At 43.2% G+C, this 16,197-nt stretch carries 18 protein-coding genes; 8 read left to right on the forward strand and 10 right to left on the reverse strand.

Annotated elements, in window-relative coordinates; translation table 11 throughout:
- The first annotated feature begins 11 nt into the window (after positions 1–11).
- From B5X60_RS12530 to B5X60_RS12545, 4 genes are read left to right on the forward strand one after another with little or no spacing between them, the layout of a single operon-like run.
- Complete coding sequence (locus B5X60_RS12530) at positions 12–356, forward strand: MmcQ/YjbR family DNA-binding protein (RefSeq protein ID WP_079703262.1); 345 nt, start codon at positions 12–14, stop codon at positions 354–356.
- Position 357: 1 nt separating this feature from the next.
- Positions 358–609: a 4a-hydroxytetrahydrobiopterin dehydratase gene (locus B5X60_RS12535; RefSeq protein WP_079703027.1), complete on the forward strand. Its 252-nt coding sequence runs from the start codon at positions 358–360 to the stop codon at positions 607–609.
- Positions 610–621: 12 nt separating this feature from the next.
- Entirely contained in the window at positions 622–2,364 is a 1,743-nt protein-coding gene (locus tag B5X60_RS12540) for a M14 family zinc carboxypeptidase (RefSeq protein ID WP_079703029.1), read from the forward strand.
- On the forward strand, positions 2,365–3,000 hold the full coding sequence (locus B5X60_RS12545) for a rhomboid family intramembrane serine protease (protein ID WP_079703030.1): 636 nt from the start codon (positions 2,365–2,367) through the stop codon (positions 2,998–3,000).
- A gap of 18 nt (positions 3,001–3,018) precedes the next feature.
- On the opposite strand, the gene B5X60_RS12550 is transcribed toward B5X60_RS12545, so the two are convergent.
- From B5X60_RS12550 to B5X60_RS12585, 8 genes are all read right to left on the reverse strand, one after another.
- Positions 3,019–4,011: a hypothetical protein gene (locus tag B5X60_RS12550; protein WP_079703031.1), complete on the reverse strand. Its 993-nt coding sequence runs from the start codon at positions 4,009–4,011 to the stop codon at positions 3,019–3,021.
- A 25-nt stretch (positions 4,012–4,036) separates the two neighbouring features.
- A complete protein-coding gene (locus B5X60_RS12555; protein ID WP_079703032.1) occupies positions 4,037–4,726 on the reverse strand; it encodes a hypothetical protein in 690 nt (229 codons plus the stop codon).
- 60 nt (positions 4,727–4,786) lie between these two features.
- The gene (locus B5X60_RS12560; RefSeq protein ID WP_079703033.1) at positions 4,787–5,458 is read right to left on the reverse strand and encodes a hypothetical protein; all 672 of its coding nucleotides are present in this window, start codon (positions 5,456–5,458) and stop codon (positions 4,787–4,789) included.
- 78 nt (positions 5,459–5,536) lie between these two features.
- A complete protein-coding gene (locus tag B5X60_RS12565) occupies positions 5,537–5,983 on the reverse strand; it encodes a DUF6691 family protein (RefSeq protein WP_079703034.1) in 447 nt (148 codons plus the stop codon).
- Positions 5,980–6,543: a YeeE/YedE family protein gene (locus B5X60_RS12570; RefSeq protein WP_079703035.1), complete on the reverse strand. Its 564-nt coding sequence runs from the start codon at positions 6,541–6,543 to the stop codon at positions 5,980–5,982. Before B5X60_RS12570 ends, B5X60_RS12565 begins: the two co-directional genes overlap by 4 nt.
- A gap of 4 nt (positions 6,544–6,547) precedes the next feature.
- A complete protein-coding gene (locus B5X60_RS12575) occupies positions 6,548–7,936 on the reverse strand; it encodes an MBL fold metallo-hydrolase (protein ID WP_079703036.1) in 1,389 nt (462 codons plus the stop codon).
- A 65-nt stretch (positions 7,937–8,001) separates the two neighbouring features.
- Positions 8,002–8,757 carry a DUF2490 domain-containing protein gene (locus tag B5X60_RS12580; RefSeq protein ID WP_079703037.1) on the reverse strand — a complete coding sequence of 252 codons (756 nt, stop codon included), beginning with the start codon at positions 8,755–8,757 and terminating at the stop codon, positions 8,002–8,004.
- A gap of 167 nt (positions 8,758–8,924) precedes the next feature.
- Positions 8,925–9,875: a nitrilase family protein gene (locus tag B5X60_RS12585; RefSeq protein ID WP_079703038.1), complete on the reverse strand. Its 951-nt coding sequence runs from the start codon at positions 9,873–9,875 to the stop codon at positions 8,925–8,927.
- A 194-nt stretch (positions 9,876–10,069) separates the two neighbouring features.
- On the opposite strand from B5X60_RS12585, the gene B5X60_RS12590 reads away from it, so the two are divergent.
- Complete coding sequence (locus B5X60_RS12590; RefSeq protein ID WP_079703039.1) at positions 10,070–11,083, forward strand: dipeptide epimerase; 1,014 nt, start codon at positions 10,070–10,072, stop codon at positions 11,081–11,083.
- 23 nt (positions 11,084–11,106) lie between these two features.
- Here the strand turns inward: B5X60_RS12590 and B5X60_RS12595 are convergent, their stop codons facing one another.
- Positions 11,107–11,295, reverse strand: coding sequence for a DUF6358 family protein (locus B5X60_RS12595; RefSeq protein WP_079703040.1), 189 nt, complete (start codon positions 11,293–11,295; stop codon positions 11,107–11,109).
- Positions 11,296–11,298: 3 nt separating this feature from the next.
- Positions 11,299–11,613, reverse strand: a complete 315-nt coding sequence (locus B5X60_RS12600) for a rhodanese-like domain-containing protein (protein ID WP_079703041.1) — start codon at positions 11,611–11,613, stop codon at positions 11,299–11,301.
- 236 nt (positions 11,614–11,849) lie between these two features.
- On the opposite strand from B5X60_RS12600, the gene B5X60_RS12605 reads away from it, so the two are divergent.
- The 3 genes from B5X60_RS12605 (at position 11,850) to B5X60_RS12615 (ending at position 16,197) form a co-directional block, all read left to right on the forward strand.
- A complete protein-coding gene (locus B5X60_RS12605; protein WP_079703042.1) occupies positions 11,850–12,968 on the forward strand; it encodes a DUF4407 domain-containing protein in 1,119 nt (372 codons plus the stop codon).
- A 98-nt stretch (positions 12,969–13,066) separates the two neighbouring features.
- Positions 13,067–14,890 (forward strand): M61 family metallopeptidase, encoded by a 1,824-nt coding sequence (locus tag B5X60_RS12610; protein ID WP_079703043.1) that lies wholly within the window; start codon positions 13,067–13,069, stop codon positions 14,888–14,890.
- Positions 14,890–16,197, forward strand: coding sequence for a M20/M25/M40 family metallo-hydrolase (locus tag B5X60_RS12615; RefSeq protein ID WP_079703044.1), 1,308 nt, complete (start codon positions 14,890–14,892; stop codon positions 16,195–16,197). The genes B5X60_RS12610 and B5X60_RS12615 overlap by 1 nt, the downstream gene beginning before the upstream one ends.

Raw genomic sequence — 16,197 nt, forward strand, 5'->3', positions numbered from 1 at the left:
TATTCAATCCTATGAACATTGAAACCCTGCGCGAATATTGCCTGTCAAAAAATCATGTATCAGAGTCATTCCCTTTCGGGGAGGAGACATTGGTATTTAAGGTAATGGACAAGATATTCCTGCTGGCAGGACTCGAGAATCCTGATCGTTTTAATGTTAAATGTGATCCGGAGAGAGCTGTTTCACTCAGGGAGGAGTATGAGGAGGTGCAGCCCGGCTACCATATGAACAAAACCCACTGGAACACGGTTTTTATGAATGGAAACTTGAGCGATTCTCAATTGAAGGAGATGATTGATCATTCGTACGATCTCATCGTGAAAAGCCTTCCGAAAAGTAAACAACAATTATTCTGATATGAGCTGGAAGGAAAAAATAGACTCCGAAACAAAAGCGGAAACACTAAGCAAAGACTTTAAGTTTAAAGATTTCATAGCTGCATGGGCCTTTATGAATAAAGTTGCATTACTTGCTGAGGAAATGGATCATCATCCCGATTGGAGCAATTCCTACAACAAGGTGAGCATTAGTTTAAGCACGCACAGTGCCGGGGATAAGATTACGGATAAGGATAGAAAGCTTGCAGAGCAAATTGATGCATTGACATAGCGGGAATCATTGATGAAAACAGCCCTTCTGACTTCTATCTTTACCGCATCATATTTATTTTCCATGGCCCAGCTAACACCATTTGAACAGCATAAAAGCAACAATGTGACTGCTACTTACCAGGAGGCAATTGCATTCTACCGTGAATTAGACGCTAAACATGAGCAGATGCAGCTTCTGGAGTATGGACCGACGGACATCGGTAAGAACCTGAACCTGATCGTCCTTTCTAAAGACAAGATCTTTTCGCCTGATGATATACGGCGGGCGAACAAACGGATTCTTCTTATAAATAATGGCATTCACCCCGGCGAGCCGGAAGGGATAGATGCATCGATGATGCTGGCCCGGGACATGCTTTCAAACAATACGCTGCCAAAAGATGTGGTGATCTGTATTATCCCGGTTTATAACATCGATGGGATGCTTAACAGAGGAACTTCCAGAGCGAATCAGCTCGGCCCGGATTCTTATGGTTTCCGCGGAAACTACCAAAATCTGGACCTGAACCGTGACTTTATCAAAACGGATTCAAAGAATTCACGCAGCTTTCAGGAAATATTTAATATCTGGCAGCCTGAAGTATTTGTCGATAACCATACAAGCAACGGGGCTGATTACCAATATATCATGACCTTGATTCATCCCCAAAAAGATAAATTAGACCCTGTACTTTCTGAGTATGCGAGCAGGTACATGATCCCTGATCTTTATAAAGGGATGAAGGACGCCGGATTTGAGATGATTCCATACGTCAATAGCGTAGAAGAAACCCCAGATGCAGGTATAACGGGTTTTCTCGAAGTTGCGCGGTATTCTACTGGGTACGCGGCTCTGCATAATACCATTGGATTTATGCCGGAAACGCATATGCTTAAGCCATTTGCTCAACGTGTAGCAAGTACCTATCAATTCATGGTAAACGTTATCAAGATCGTTCAGAGGGATTCAAAGCAGATTGGAGAAAATAAAAAGATTGCCGATGATAAGGTGAAAAACCAAAAGAAGTTTAGTCTTCAATGGAGTCTGAAGCAGGATGATTTCTCGATGATCAGCTTCAAAGGCTTCGAGGCAAAATATAAAAACAGTGGTGTTAGCGGGCAGCCGAGATTGTACTACGACCGCAATTCACCTTATCAGAAAGATATCAAGGTATGGGACAAGTACATCCCTTCAGTTACGGCCGATAAGCCTGTTGCATACATCATTCCACAGGCCTGGAGCAAAATCGCCGATCTGCTTACTCTTAACGGCGTTCAGCTGAAACGACTCAATGCTGATTCGGAGATGGAAGTTCAGTCGTATTATATCGAAGATTATAAATCTCCTGCCAGGCCTTTTGAAGGCCACTACCTGCACACTCAGGTAAAGATTAAACCCGTACAAAATAAACTTAAATTCTACGTTGGCGATTATGTTGTGTATGCGAATCAAAAACAGAACCGCTATATTGTTGAAACACTGGAACCGCAGGGTGCAGACTCATTCTTTGCATGGAATTTCTTTGATTCTGTCCTCGGACAGAAAGAGCATTTTTCCGCTTATGTCTTTGAAGATGATGCCGCTGAAATGCTGAGCAGTGATCCTGCTTTGAAAAGTAAGTTTGAGGCGGAAAAGACTAAAGATCCTGAATTTTCAAAGAATGCAGATGCCCAGCTAAACTGGCTTTATAAAAATTCACCTTACTACGAAAAAACATATTTAAGATACCCAGTTGGTAAATTGACCAGCGACATTAAATTAGAAGTCAGATAAATGGAAAGCTTTATAAACGATACACCTGTTGCCACGATCATCTTCATCTTCACTATAGTTACCAGCCTGTATGCTTTCTCAAATGCTGAGGTATACGGCAAATTTATGCTCCATCCATACAGTGTCAGCAGGGGCAGGCGCTTATATTCTCTCATCACCAGCGGACTTATTCATAAAGATTGGGGACATTTGCTGGTGAACATGCTGTCATACTACTTTTTCGCATTTACACTTGAGAAAACCTTCGTTTCACTGAGCAGCTGGGGTCATGTACAGTTCGGAGTGCTGTATATTGTGAGCATCGTTCTGAGTGATGTCACTTCCATTCTAAAACACAAAGAAGATTTCTGGTATAATAGTCTTGGAGCCTCCGGAGCGGTCTGCGCGGTGGTGTTTAGCTACATTTTATTCTACCCAATGAATAAAATGATCATCTTCCCGATACCGATCCCTATTCCCGCAGTTTTATATGGTTTCCTTTTTCTGGGCTATTGCTGGTATGCTTCTCGAAATTCCAGGGATGCTATAAACCACGACGCCCATTTTTATGGGGCGCTTACAGGGGTTGCTTTAACAATTATCTACTATCCGGATATAGCAGGATATTTTGTTAGCCAGTTAACCGGACGCGGATAACCACTGACAGCTGGAGGCTTAATTTGAAGGCAATTCCACTGAGGCTGGAGCCTTCAGATTTCCTTCCTGATCAAGCAAAAAGCTAAGAGGGTTATCCGGATCTTTAATGATCTCGAAAAGGATTAATCCCCATGGCTTCCAGAAGTTCTCCAGAACCTGACCGTAGACTTTATTCTGCCACATGTCGAAAAGCGGTTTGTTGCTCATACCCCGAAGCGGCATCGGCTCGATATAAATCGTATCGGCTGTAGGCATGATGGTGTATTCAGGAAGACGATTAAAGAGGTAATTTGAATAGAAGAATTTACCACAAATTTCTTCAAACTGAATGGGGTGAAGCGCCTTCTGGCCAATTTTTTCCAGAATCTCCTTGTGATAAAGTGCGTTCGCTCCATTATCCTGAAGACAAGCCACTATCCCGAAATCCTTCATTCCTAAAGAGAATGTCAGGGTATTTATCTCATCACGATAATTAAACAGATCTTGTTCTGATTCAATCTTAAATACACAAATAGTCCAGGGAAGGTTCCCGTCGAATTCTACAGGTATGATCATCGACTGCAGCATGATATGCAAATTGCTGAACTTATGAATCAGCGACTGCGAAAAAACGAACTCTTCATTGTAGGCTTTCTGCTGGCGAATACCGATGCGGATCTCATTGAAGAGTATCCCATAGATCATTTTGCCGATCCATTGAAACAGCTTTGTCTGTGGAACCTCAATAACAGCATCATAGCCTTTAAGGAATGCCGCTCTGATCTCGTCTTCAAGAGGCTCAATGCCATTCGCGTAGGTGAGATTTGAACAAGGCAGCTTCATGTCCTTGTAAGTCGACATACTTTCATCAAGAAGCTTAAAAGGCTGATCGTGCAGTTCATATTCCTGCATGAGCCATACAGGGAATACTGAAATTTCTTCTTCTGTTGAAGTTAGCTTTTCACCCGTAAGAAAACATTGCTGTTTACTAAAATTTAAGGTATCGAAAGGTTTATAAAGACTTATTGCCATGGAAGCGCAAAGTTAGTAAACCCCTTTATTTAACCTTTGCTGTTTTGGTTTGAGTTTGGTAATATTTCTTGATTTCTTCAATAACCCTCCCCATCAGATCTTTTTTTGCCAGTAAATAAAGAAATTCATTTTCAAGAGGTTCCGGGGGACCAGAACCCGGCGGCTTAATGCGCAATCCATTTCCTATAGCTCTCAAATCGCCGCTTACAGCTGTGGTCGAATTCACATAGTTGTATTGAGAAGGAAAGACTTTTTGATAATTAAATGGAATATCCCCATCAATGGCAATAATGGTCTCAAGGTTCGCCCTGGAATTTCGCTTGACAACTGTATTTTGGATATTCGCTGCAACATTTTGCTTTATTGGATTGTTACTTGCATCCTTTCCAATTTCGACATCAGTTGTCACTGTCCTCACAGTAGTCTTCTCATCCCGCTGGCTTAAAAAGAAATTTGAAACTTTAATGCCGATGACCGCTTCCGGTTTCTCATTCGCACTTGCTATCACAAATGAAACCTTCGGTACAGTTCGTAATTCCTCAAGAAGCTTGTTTTGAAGGAAAGATAGATTACTCACATCGCCTGAAAACTGCCCGTTTGCTTCGATATTGATTTTAATAAGTACAGTTTTTTTCGACACATTGTTCTTTTGCACCTGTGCCTGTATGGTTGCTGAAGCAATAAGCAGAAATGCTGTTAATAGAAATTTGCCCATATCAAATATTAGGTCTAGAATTGATTAACTGAAGCTAGTTCCAGGTATTCAATGTAGCAATTATTCTGTTCTTTTAGTTTGGCCGTTTAAACTAAAGGTTTTTCTGAGTTCTCCAGCCAGATATCCAGTTAGGTCCTTCTTGGAAAGAAGCAGTAAGAATTCTTCGGTTTTTGGTTCTGATAATTGCTTCGGTTTAAGGATCGTCGTAGAGCGGCTAATTCTATCGCCCGGAGTGGTTGCCGTCGTTTGCGAGAAACTGTATAAAGAATTAAACTCCTTTTCAGCAGGCGATGAAGTATTTCTTGCGACCTTCAGTGTAGTCGTAAAGTTTGCGGACGAGTTTCGTTCTACTATCGTTTCCTCTCTTATTAAAACGCCCGGAAAGGAAGTCGGCCGCCCATTGGCATCGGTGCCGGTAACCCGCGAGGTAGGAACTGTTTTATTATTGGACCTCTGGATACGCTGCCCGATTTTTAAGTTTGACACTTTAATGTCGATGATTACTTCGGGATTGCTATCGGGATCGACCAGTACAAATTCGGCATTTTGCGATTTATTCAATTCGGCGAGAATTTGACTTGTATAAACAGGAAGGTCTATCTGACTCGCAGAGGTTTGGTCGGCAGAGATAATAATGCTGACAGGAACAGTGTTTTTGCTCTTTTTAGTCTGCTGAGCGCTTGAGAAAGACGCGAAACATACAAGCAGGAATAAGGTCAATAATTGTTTCATAGGTAAGTCGGCTTAGGTTTCGATGTTATACAAGATACGAAAAAGACCAAAAGGAAATTTCCAAATAAACACAGGGCCTTAATGCGGCAAACTCTCCTTAAAATACCCATACACCCAGGTTCCAGCCAGAGCACTCAAAAAAGTCATAATTACTACGGTTGCACCCGTTCCGATCTGGGCAAACAGCGGGCCCGGGCAGGCACCGGTTACGGCCCATCCAAGCCCGAATAGTAAGCCGCCATAGATTTGCCCCTTACTGAAAATTTTATCACGGAATATGATTGTTTCACCGTTCAGGGTTTTGATGTTAAACTTCTTGATCAAGAAGACAGAGATCATCCCAACTACAACTGCACTTCCTATGATCCCGTACATGTGAAATGACTGCAGGCGGAACATTTCCTGGATACGGAACCAGCTGATAATCTCGGCTTTCACAAATACAATCCCGAATAGTATTCCGACAATCATGAATTTAATTTTCGAGCTCCAATGAGCGGGTCCTGCTGCTACTTGCTTGCTCATAATGATAAGATTAGCGGTAAAATAAGATTTGCCATGATAAACCCGCCGATCATAAAACAGCAGGTTGCAACTAAAGAAGGCCATTGAAGAGTGGATAATCCCATGATCGAGTGACCGCTGGTACATCCTCCGGCATAACGGGTTCCAAATCCGATCAGGAAACCTCCTAATACAATCATAATGAACCCTTTGAGTGTAAAAAGTGAATTCCAGTTAACTACCTCAGCAGGTACTACCTTGCTGTAATTCACAATTCCGTAATCCGAGAGCTCAGTTGCCAATTTGGGATTGATAGAAACAGGGTCTGGATTGCTCAAAAAGTTAGCCGCTAAGAGTCCTCCGATAAGAATACCGAGCACAAAGAACAAATTCCAGGCTTCTTTTTTCCAGTCGTACTTGAAAAAGGAAACATTTGCAGGAAAACAGGCGGCGCATATATGGCTCAGCGAAGAACTGATGCCAAATGATTTATTTCCTAAAATGAGAAGTGCCGGGACGGTTAAACCAATCAGCGGACCCGCAATATACCAGGGCCATGGCCCATGAAGAAGTTCTGACATAAGATTAACTTTTGATCATCGGAACAATCGGATCCGTAATGGCCGATATTCCACCTTCAATTTCGCTAAAATTTCTGTATCCGCGCGATTGAAGAATAGAGGCTGCCATCATACTCCTGTAACCGCCTGCACAATGAATATAAAAGTGTTCCTTGGGATTGATGTCTTTAATCCAGTTGTTGATATCAGCAAGCGGCTTGCTTTCCGCATTTTTAATATGCTGGGTTTCGTACTCTGCATCTTTCCTGATATCTATAATCTTTTTTGTTTTATCATAAGCTTGCGCAAATTCCTTGGCACTGATACGGTCAACCTCGTCGATTTCCTTACCAGCTTTTTTCCAGGCTTCGAACCCCCCTTTCAGATGCCCCAGTACGTTGTCGAAACCGACCCTGCTTAAACGGGTAACAGCTTCTTCTTCCATACCCTCGTCTGTAACGAGTAAGATTTCCTGTTTTACATCTGCGATGAGGGCACCAACCCATGGAGCAAAATCTCCTTTTAAACCTATGTTTACCGACTGGGGTATAAAGCCTTTGTAGAACTCCGCATTATTTCTGGTATCCAGAATTAATGCCCCTGATTCATCAGCTGCAGCTTCAAATTCATCAGGATTAAGCGCTCTCATCCCATTATCGAGTACCTTTTCATAGCTCTCATAACCCTTTTTATTCATCGCTACATTGGCACTGAAATACGCTGGTGCCGGAAGCAATCCTTCAGTAACTTCCTTTACAAATTCTGCTTCCGTCATATTAGCCCGCAAAGCATAGTTGAACTGTTTTTGATTGCCTATGGTAGAAACAGTTTCCTTACTCATGTTCTTGCCGCATGCGCTGCCTGCTCCGTGTGCGGGATAAACAATAACCTCATCCGGCAAGGTCATTACCTTATCCCGCAAGGAACGGTAAAGAGTGGCTGCCAGCTCTTCCTGGGTCATGTGCGCTGCTTTTTGTGCCAGGTCAGGACGCCCAACATCACCGATAAAAAGTGTATCACCGCTGAATAAGGCGTATTCCTTTCCGCTTTCATCAATCAAAAGATAGCATGTACTTTCAAGTGTATGACCCGGGGTATGCAAGGTTCTCAACTTGATTTTGCCCACTGTGAATTCCTGACCATCCTCTGCCGAGATGAAATTAAACTCTGGCCTGGCAGTTGGCCCGTAAACTATAGGCGCCCCGGTTTTCTCACTCAGGTCGAGGTGACCAGAGACGAAATCCGCATGAAAATGGGTCTCAAAAATATATTTAAGCTTTACCGAGTCGCGATCCAGGCGGTCAAGGTAAGGCTGAACCTCTCGCAAGGGATCAATAATGGCAGCTTCGCCATCAGAAGTGATGTAGTACGCTCCTTGCGCAAGGCAACCGGTATAAATCTGCTCTATCTGCATTTAACACAAATTAATATGCAAAGTTGAGAATAATTGTCCGGCTAAAATTCCTTTAATTGTAAAGTTTAAAAGCTCAGGTTGGTAGACAGGATAATGCCACTGTTATGCTGAAAGACATTCCGCCCAGTAACCTCCCTGCCTAATTGCGCAATCTGGCTCAGATAACCCCCTTCAATTCTAACCTTGGGCGAAAAACGGTAGCCAAGTAAAATCCCAAGTCGGTTCTGATCGAAAACATTCTCATTTACATTCTTGCCGAAACCAATAAATACCTCGTCATAAATTGCTGCGTAGGGAGTTTTATCTGTAATCTCACGACCCTTTAAAGGTATTTGAGCACGATACATGTATCGGAATCTGTTTGTGTATACATATTCATCTTCCTTTTCAAGTGAAGCGTCACTGTAGCGCCCCACCCAGCGCTGTTCAAGCATAAAACGGTGATTACTTTCAACGATTCCGAACTTATTGTTTAGGCCAATCATCTCGTAAGCACGGTGCTCGGTAAATTGCTTTCCCAGGTTGTTCAGTGGAATATCGCCGTAATTATACGACTCGGCGAGGGCATAACCCGCTCTTACATTTACCCCCGGAAAAACAAGTCGGTTTACTGCAAGCTTGAATACATTTTGCTGCGGATCTGAGATGATGTTGGTACGACGCCATTGAAACTCACCTGCCAGACTCCATTTATCATCCAGTTTAAGCCCGGCATTCAGGGCGTACCAGCCGATGCTGTTTTTGTCTTTAATACGGGTGTTCTGTGCAAAAGCTGTAATGGATGCTAAAGTAAAGAGAAATAAGGCAAGTAGTTTTTTCATGCGGAAGCTGATGTTAAGCTAACATTAACTTAATGTTAACAAGGCCCGCAAGTTAAGCGAATCTGGGAAATTATGCAATGGGGAGCGAGAACCGAGCAGCGACCTTTGGATTTCCGTGCTAGTTTTTCATGTCTCGACGCTCGATTCTCGTTTCTCGACGGGCATTCTCATTTCCCCGCCAGCCATACCACATTCAACTCCGACTCATGATCCTGACCTAAAATGCCCCCATACAAATCCGGCCGCCTTGCTTTCCGGTATCTGTGGCCTCCGGCCTGGGTTAGTTTTTCCGGACTTATCGTCGCCGTCACTATCGAATCATCAAAGCTTCTGCATTCTGCTAATATATCCCCGAAAGGATCGAGTATCATCGAACATCCGTTTTTGAGCTGATCGTCGTCCATGCCTATTGGATTCGAAAAAACCGCAAATATAGCATTGTCGTAAGCTCTGGATGGAAGCCATTTCATTAGCCAATCGCGGCCTTTCATGCCATCGAACTCCAGGCGTAATGATGTAGGATCATTTTCCCGGTTATACCATAGTTCTGGATCGACAAAACCTGCACCGGGCCGTGTGGAAGGTGTACACATAGTTACATGCGGCATGAAAATAATATCAGCCCCAAGCAAGACTGTCGCCCTTACATTTTCAATGATATTATTGTCGTAGCAGATCAGAATGCCGCATTTCCAGCCGTGAATTTCAAAAACAGTGTAAGCATTTCCCGGATTCAGATGAGGATTGATGAACGGGTGGAGTTTTCTGTGTTTGGCAATCAGACCTGTTTTATCAACACATAGGTAAGCCTTATATAAACTATCGTCTTTTTCTTTTTCAAACAGTCCGGCGAGAATAGTGATGTTATGTTTTGCTGCAATTTCCTGGAGCCTGATGATGCTGGGCCCTTCCGGGATGATCTCTGCAAGATCGAGCATTTGTTCTTTGTTGAGATGACGTGCGAAAGTATACCCGGTGATTGAACATTCATGAAAGGCCACAACCTGGGCTCCTTCATCTGCAGCCTTTTTGGCAAGTGTGTCTATAACAGAAAGATTATAGTCTTTGTCACCATTCCTGTTCTCGAACTGGGCGGTAGATATTTTGATTTTCTGCATGTAGTTTCGATAATTATGACTGAGGTTCGGTAATCCTGCTATTAAGCACAGCCGAAACAAAAATAACACAGAAGAACGCAAAAATGAACAGGGATTGACGTTTTCTTGAGGAAGTATTTTAAAAAGGAAGCCTGAAATTTATTCGTATTGAAGATAATAAATTTTGTTATTTCGTACCATTAATCCCAGCCATTATGAAGATCAGCTATAAGCCATTCGAACTTACCCTGAAACACCCTTTTACCATCGCAAAGTTCTCGCGTACATCAACGCCGATCATGCTAATGGAGATAAGCCATGAAGGCTTTACAGGATTTGGAGAAGCCTCTATGGTTCCCTACATGGGTGAGAACATGGAAACAGCTAATGCCTTCATGTCAAAAGTTGATTTATCGTGGCTAAAGCCTCCATTTAACTTTGATGAGGTGGTTGCTTACCTGGATAATATTGCACCCGGAAATCCCAATATAAAAGCGGCAATTGATATTGCTTTGCATGACCTGAAAGGTAAGATCGAGAACACCCCTTGTTATAAATTCTTTGGTACCGACCCTTCTAAAATGCCTGAGACTTCTTACACGCTGGGAATCGATACGCCTGAAGTGCTGATCCAAAAGATCAAAGAAGGTGAACACTGCCACATTATTAAGGTTAAGCTTGGCCGCGATAATGATAAAGAGCTGATCAACACGATTCGTTCGGCTACTGATAAACCTCTTTTTGTGGATGCCAATCAGGGCTGGGCGGATAAGCACCATGGGCTCGAAATGGTTAACTGGCTGCATGAGCAGGGAGTTGTATTAATTGAGCAGCCTATGGCCAAGGATGATCCTGATTCAAATGCCTGGATCACCGAAAGAAGTCCGATTGCTATTGTAGGAGATGAGTCTGTGCAGCGCTTCGCCGATGTTGAAAAGGCGAAAGGAGTTTACCATGCGATTAATGTAAAGCTCATGAAAAGCGGGGGTATGTATGAGGGCCATCGGATGATCATGAAAGCTAAGGAGCTTGGCATGAAAGTGATGATTGGTTGTATGAGTGAAACCAGCTGTGCGACGCTGGCTGCTGCGGCCCTTGCTCCCCTGTGCGACTGGTCAGACCTTGACGGACCCTTCCTTACTAACAACAATCCGTATAAAGATCCGGAATTCAAAAATGGTAAGTGGGTATTGAATGATGACCCGGGATTAGGTATTCGATTAAGGTAAGTTCAGACCGACAGATTCCCAGTCTATTTCTTCCTCGTCATTTCCCTCACGGTTTTTGCCAGCCTGATCTTGAGATAGATCAGCATGGCAAATGGCGGAGCTGCCGCAATTGCATATAAATAAAAACCATTCTTGATTGACCAGAAAATGCAGAGGAAAAGCACGAAAAGGGCAATGTTCAGGAAAATATTAAATAGGATCTTTTTGAACATGGTTTAGTATACCTGCATGTCCGGATCGTATTCTGCTGCCCAGGCTAAAATTCCACCTTTAAGGTTGTACAAGTTGGTATATCCCAGTTGCTCAAGCTGCATTACTGCGGCTGCGCTTCGTGCTCCACTGCGGCACTGCATAATTACGGGTTTGTCCTTGCTAACTTTAGAAGCTTCAACTACTAAGCCGGCCAGCGGGATATTTTCTCCGTCTATATTAGACATTTCATATTCAAATGGCTCGCGAACATCAATAAGCTGGAAGTCTTCCTGATGATCGATTTTATGCTTTAATTCCTGTACTGTAACTTCTTTCATTTCCTTATAATTTATTTTCGGTGATAATGAACCTGCAGGGCTTCTTTGAGCTTATTTACTGTTTTTTATTTCGACAAGCTTGTACAGATTTAATCTCTGGTATATTTGTATCACAAAGATATACATTTCCGCAATAATTAGTAAACTAAAGGCTTCACGGGGTGTTGCATTAAATAAAATGACACCGGTGTAACATGTTGATAAACCGGGCGTTTAATTAAATATTTCAATTTATAATGAAGAAAGTCACCGATTTTTTCTGGTTCTGTTCCGGGGCGCATATTGACACCCTGAAAAGGTATCCAACTGAGCATAATAAGTATGTTGGTATCGGTGCGACCATTTTCTTTACTGCCCTCTTTGCCTCGCTGTCGGGTGGCTATGCGATGTACTTCGTATTCGCAGGTAACCCTCTTGCGGTGATATTTGCTATCCTCTTTGGACTGATATGGGGATTAGCGATTTTCAATATGGACCGTTATATCGTTGCCAGTATAAGCAAGAGCGGGACCACAAATCAGCAAGTACTTCAGGCAACGCCTCGGATATTGCTTGCCATCATGATCGGAATTGTAATATCCAGACCATTGGAGCTAAAAATCTTCGATAAAGAGATTAGAGAGAAGCTGAAAACGAGCTATTTGAACGGGCAGCGTTCTAAGATTGACACCCTGAACAAGACTTTTGCCAACAAATACGTAACCGAGATCAATAAGACTGCGGAGCTTAAAGCGGAAAAAGACTCGCTTGAAAAGGATATTAACCGATCCCGCTACATCCTGAACCAGGAGGTTTTTGGAGATAAGACTAATCAAACGTCGGGTATTACAGGTTATGGCACCTACGCCAAGCAAAAGGAATCGCTTGTGGTGCAGAAAGAGCAAAGGCTTGAAACGCTCAGGAAAGAACTGGCCGGAATGGATGCTTTCTTTGCCCGGCGTAAGGATTTGGACGGCTTGTCCGATCAGAGAATGTTTAGCGGCAAGCAGCTGGACAGCCTGGCAAATGTTGCTGGCTTTGCTGACAGGAACTGGGCACTCGGGCAACTAAGCTTTAAAGAGGATGGAACCCGGGATATGGATAATTATCTTGCGATTTCCTTTATAGGCTTTTTGTTCATACTCTTTGAGTGTCTGCCGGTATTTGTGAAGTTGATGAGCAACAAGGGCCCGTATGATATTGCGCTTCAAAATGTAGATGAAACGTATATCTATAAATCAGATAAGACAAAAGACCAGGATATTGCTGTGACGGATGGGGTTCACGATACCCGCGTTACTACTGAGATCGATAAACAGAAGCAAATCGTAACCCGAAGCTCAATAAGGGAACTCGAGCGGCATGACTGGGACTAGCACTAGAGAACCAATAATCAGCGTATTTATAGATGAATAAGATTTGCTAATTCTCGCATACACTAAATTCGTATCTTCCACCCACCAATTAATCATCAATGAAGCGTTTTCTACTCCTGGTATCCTGCACTATTGCAGCTCTGACAGTTTCTGCCCAAAACATTCTTAACTATACCATCTCTTTTCCAAATACGGTTCATCATGAAGCGGAAGTTACTATAGAGGTTCCAAATGTGCCCGCCGGTCCACTGACTTTCAGAATGAGCCGTTCTTCACCTGGCAGATATGCGACACATGAATTCGGGAAGAATGTTTATGGCGTTAAGGCTTCCGACAGTAAAGGCAGTCTCACGGTTATACAAACTGCAGGTGATGTTTATCAAGTGGATAAACACAATGGAACTGTTAAGATCACTTATACAATTTATGGAAATCATGTAGACGGAACCTATCTTGGGATCGACGAAACACATGCGCATATGAACATGCCCGCAACATTTATGTGGTTTCCCGCAATGACAGAGAGGGCGATGAACATCACTTTTAATGATCTCGAAAAGTATAACTGGAAGGTTGCTACCCAGTTGAAACCAACTGGAACAAAGAACACCTTTACTGCCCCTAACCTGCAATACTTTATGGATAGCCCAACGGAATTATCCGATTTTAAACTGGCAATTTGGAAGGATGTAAATCCTGGCAATAAGACTCAAACTGTTCGATTAAGCTCTCATGGTACTGCAGACGATCAGGCTGTGATTGATAATTATGGGAAAATGGTAGCTAAAGTGGTGGCAGAGCAAAAGGCTGTATTTGGAGAACTACCACAATTCGACAATGGTGAATATACTTTCCTTCAGGATGTAAATCCGGATAATAATGGCGACGGTATGGAGCATCGTAACTCTACGGTTATAACCAGCAGTGGTGTTAAGATTGCGGGAAATGAGGAATCTATGCTTAGCACATTCTCTCATGAATTCTTTCACGCCTGGAATGTTGAACGCATCAGACCAAAGACGTTGGAGCCTTTTGATTTCTCTCACGCCAACATGAGCAATGAGCTCTGGTTTGCAGAAGGATTTACTCAATATTACGGTAACCTGATCTTAAAGCGCGCGGGTTTCAGAACAGATGAGCAATACAACGGGATTTTATCAGGAATAATTAACGGAGTTTTAAATGCACCGGGCCCGAAAAGCTTCCCGGCCACTCAAATGAGCAGGCATGCAGTTTTCGTTGACGCAGGTGTTTCCGTTGATCAGAGCAATTATGCAAATATGTTTACGTCCTATTATACCTATGGTGCTTTTGTTGCACTGGGTTTGGATCTCCGCCTCCGTTCTGATTTCAATCTGACTCTTGATGATTATATGCAGGCCGTATGGAAGAAGCATGGTAAAACTGAAGTTCCTTATACGGTTCCCGATCTTCAGAATGTTTTAGCGCTCCTGACAAGCGATAGCTTTGCTCAGGATTTCTTTAAACGATACATCGAAGGCGTCGAGAAGAATGACTACGCGAAGCTTTTAGCTCAAGCGGGATTAGAATTACGGAAAGCGTCACCTGGTAAAGCCACTATGGGTCCGTTGCGGCTTACGCTGATCTCATACACGGGAAAAAACCGCGTTGCAAATGCCACGCTAAAAGGTTCTGCATTATACGAAGCCGGAATAGACATCGGTGATTATATCCTTAAAATAGGAGAAACAAGCTTGACAGGTGCTGTCAACATTGATCAGATCACTTCACAATATAAGCCTGGTCAGAGTGTACCTGTAACTTATGAACATAAGGGTGCGGTAAAGACCTCGACATTAACATTCCAGGAAGACAGCAGCCTAACGGTTGTTAAGGCGGAAAATCCGACACCACAGCAGACGCAATTCAGAAACAACTGGTTATCATCAAAACTAAAATAATGAAGATCAATAAAATTCACGCAGGCCTCGCCGGTATTCTACTATGTGCTTCGTGCGCAGTTCAAAAGTCTGAACCTACTGTTCAGCAGGACGAAATAACACGGATCATTAACACCCTCGCATCAGATGACATGCAGGGGCGTGGTACATTTACACCCGGTATCGATAAGGCGGCAAGTTTCATAGAGGCTGAGTTTAAGAAGATTGGGTTGCAGCCATTGGCGGGTGAAAACGATTTCAGACAGGAGTTTACCGTAACGCGGATATCGCCCGCTTTGGTGAGCGTTACTGTTGATGGTAAAAGCATCGAAGCCGCTAATATTATCACAATGTCTGAAAAAGCATTGCTTGAAATGAGTAATACCTCGGGAGCAGGTGTCGTCAAGATTGCTGCCGGTGACCAGTTTGCTCAAAAGTATACGGCTGCATTAAGTGGAAAGACACCGACACTTGTACTAGTAGATCAATCGCACTCAGCGATATTCAAACGCGTGCAGGCTCGGGCAGTCCGGGGCCGCATTGTTGAGAAAATGGGAGACAGCGGAGGCACCGTTTTCGTTCTTGGAACTACGGAAGCAGGGACATTTAATGTTAAAGCTAACAGCAAAGTGGAAAGCCTTTCTCTATTCAATGTTGCCGGAATGATACCTGGTAAATCAAAGGAAAAGGAGCTGGTTCTTTTCTCTGCGCATTACGATCATCTGGGTACGGTCGCCAGTGTCGAAGGCGATTCTATTGCTAATGGTGCTGATGATGACGCGTCGGGCACTACTGCTGTTATATCACTCGCAAAGTATTACAAGCAGTTGAAAAATAATGAACGCACACTAATCTTTGTTGCATTTACCGCGGAAGAAATAGGTGGTTTTGGAGCACGTCATTTCTCTTCGAAGCTTAATCCGGATGATGTAGTAGCTATGTTTAACATTGAGATGATCGGTAAGGAGTCGAAATTCGGTAAGAATGCGGCATTTATTACCGGATACGAACGCTCTGACTTTGGTGAGATACTACAAAAGAATCTTGCTGGCACCGACTTTAAATTCCATCCGGACCCATATCCTACCCAGAACCTTTTTTATAGAAGCGACAACGCCACCCTGGCGGCTCTGGGAGTTCCGGCTCATACCATCTCAACGGATCAGATTGATTCAGATAAATTCTATCATACGGTAAACGATGAGGTGGAAACTCTTGATTCGGCTAATATATGGGCGACCATCAAAGCAATAGCTCTGAGTGCGAGGAGCATTGTTGCGGGGACAGATACACCAAAACGGATTCCAAAGCTTGAGGCAAGACAATAA

It is taken from the genome of Daejeonella lutea (assembly GCF_900168015.1).
In the GTDB taxonomy this organism is placed as follows: domain Bacteria; phylum Bacteroidota; class Bacteroidia; order Sphingobacteriales; family Sphingobacteriaceae; genus Daejeonella; species Daejeonella lutea.

Coding starts and splice junctions, on each gene's coding strand:
- B5X60_RS12530 (WP_079703262.1), top strand. CDS start 12: ATGAACATTGAAACCCTGCGCGAATATTGCCTGTCAAAAAATCATGTA.
- B5X60_RS12535 (WP_079703027.1), top strand. CDS start 358: ATGAGCTGGAAGGAAAAAATAGACTCCGAAACAAAAGCGGAAACACTA.
- B5X60_RS12540 (WP_079703029.1), top strand. CDS start 622: ATGAAAACAGCCCTTCTGACTTCTATCTTTACCGCATCATATTTATTT.
- B5X60_RS12545 (WP_079703030.1), top strand. CDS start 2,365: ATGGAAAGCTTTATAAACGATACACCTGTTGCCACGATCATCTTCATC.
- B5X60_RS12550 (WP_079703031.1), bottom strand. CDS start 4,011: ATGGCAATAAGTCTTTATAAACCTTTCGATACCTTAAATTTTAGTAAA.
- B5X60_RS12555 (WP_079703032.1), bottom strand. CDS start 4,726: ATGGGCAAATTTCTATTAACAGCATTTCTGCTTATTGCTTCAGCAACC.
- B5X60_RS12560 (WP_079703033.1), bottom strand. CDS start 5,458: ATGAAACAATTATTGACCTTATTCCTGCTTGTATGTTTCGCGTCTTTC.
- B5X60_RS12565 (WP_079703034.1), bottom strand. CDS start 5,983: ATGAGCAAGCAAGTAGCAGCAGGACCCGCTCATTGGAGCTCGAAAATT.
- B5X60_RS12570 (WP_079703035.1), bottom strand. CDS start 6,543: ATGTCAGAACTTCTTCATGGGCCATGGCCCTGGTATATTGCGGGTCCG.
- B5X60_RS12575 (WP_079703036.1), bottom strand. CDS start 7,936: ATGCAGATAGAGCAGATTTATACCGGTTGCCTTGCGCAAGGAGCGTAC.
- B5X60_RS12580 (WP_079703037.1), bottom strand. CDS start 8,757: ATGAAAAAACTACTTGCCTTATTTCTCTTTACTTTAGCATCCATTACA.
- B5X60_RS12585 (WP_079703038.1), bottom strand. CDS start 9,875: ATGCAGAAAATCAAAATATCTACCGCCCAGTTCGAGAACAGGAATGGT.
- B5X60_RS12590 (WP_079703039.1), top strand. CDS start 10,070: ATGAAGATCAGCTATAAGCCATTCGAACTTACCCTGAAACACCCTTTT.
- B5X60_RS12595 (WP_079703040.1), bottom strand. CDS start 11,295: ATGTTCAAAAAGATCCTATTTAATATTTTCCTGAACATTGCCCTTTTC.
- B5X60_RS12600 (WP_079703041.1), bottom strand. CDS start 11,613: ATGAAAGAAGTTACAGTACAGGAATTAAAGCATAAAATCGATCATCAG.
- B5X60_RS12605 (WP_079703042.1), top strand. CDS start 11,850: ATGAAGAAAGTCACCGATTTTTTCTGGTTCTGTTCCGGGGCGCATATT.
- B5X60_RS12610 (WP_079703043.1), top strand. CDS start 13,067: ATGAAGCGTTTTCTACTCCTGGTATCCTGCACTATTGCAGCTCTGACA.
- B5X60_RS12615 (WP_079703044.1), top strand. CDS start 14,890: ATGAAGATCAATAAAATTCACGCAGGCCTCGCCGGTATTCTACTATGT.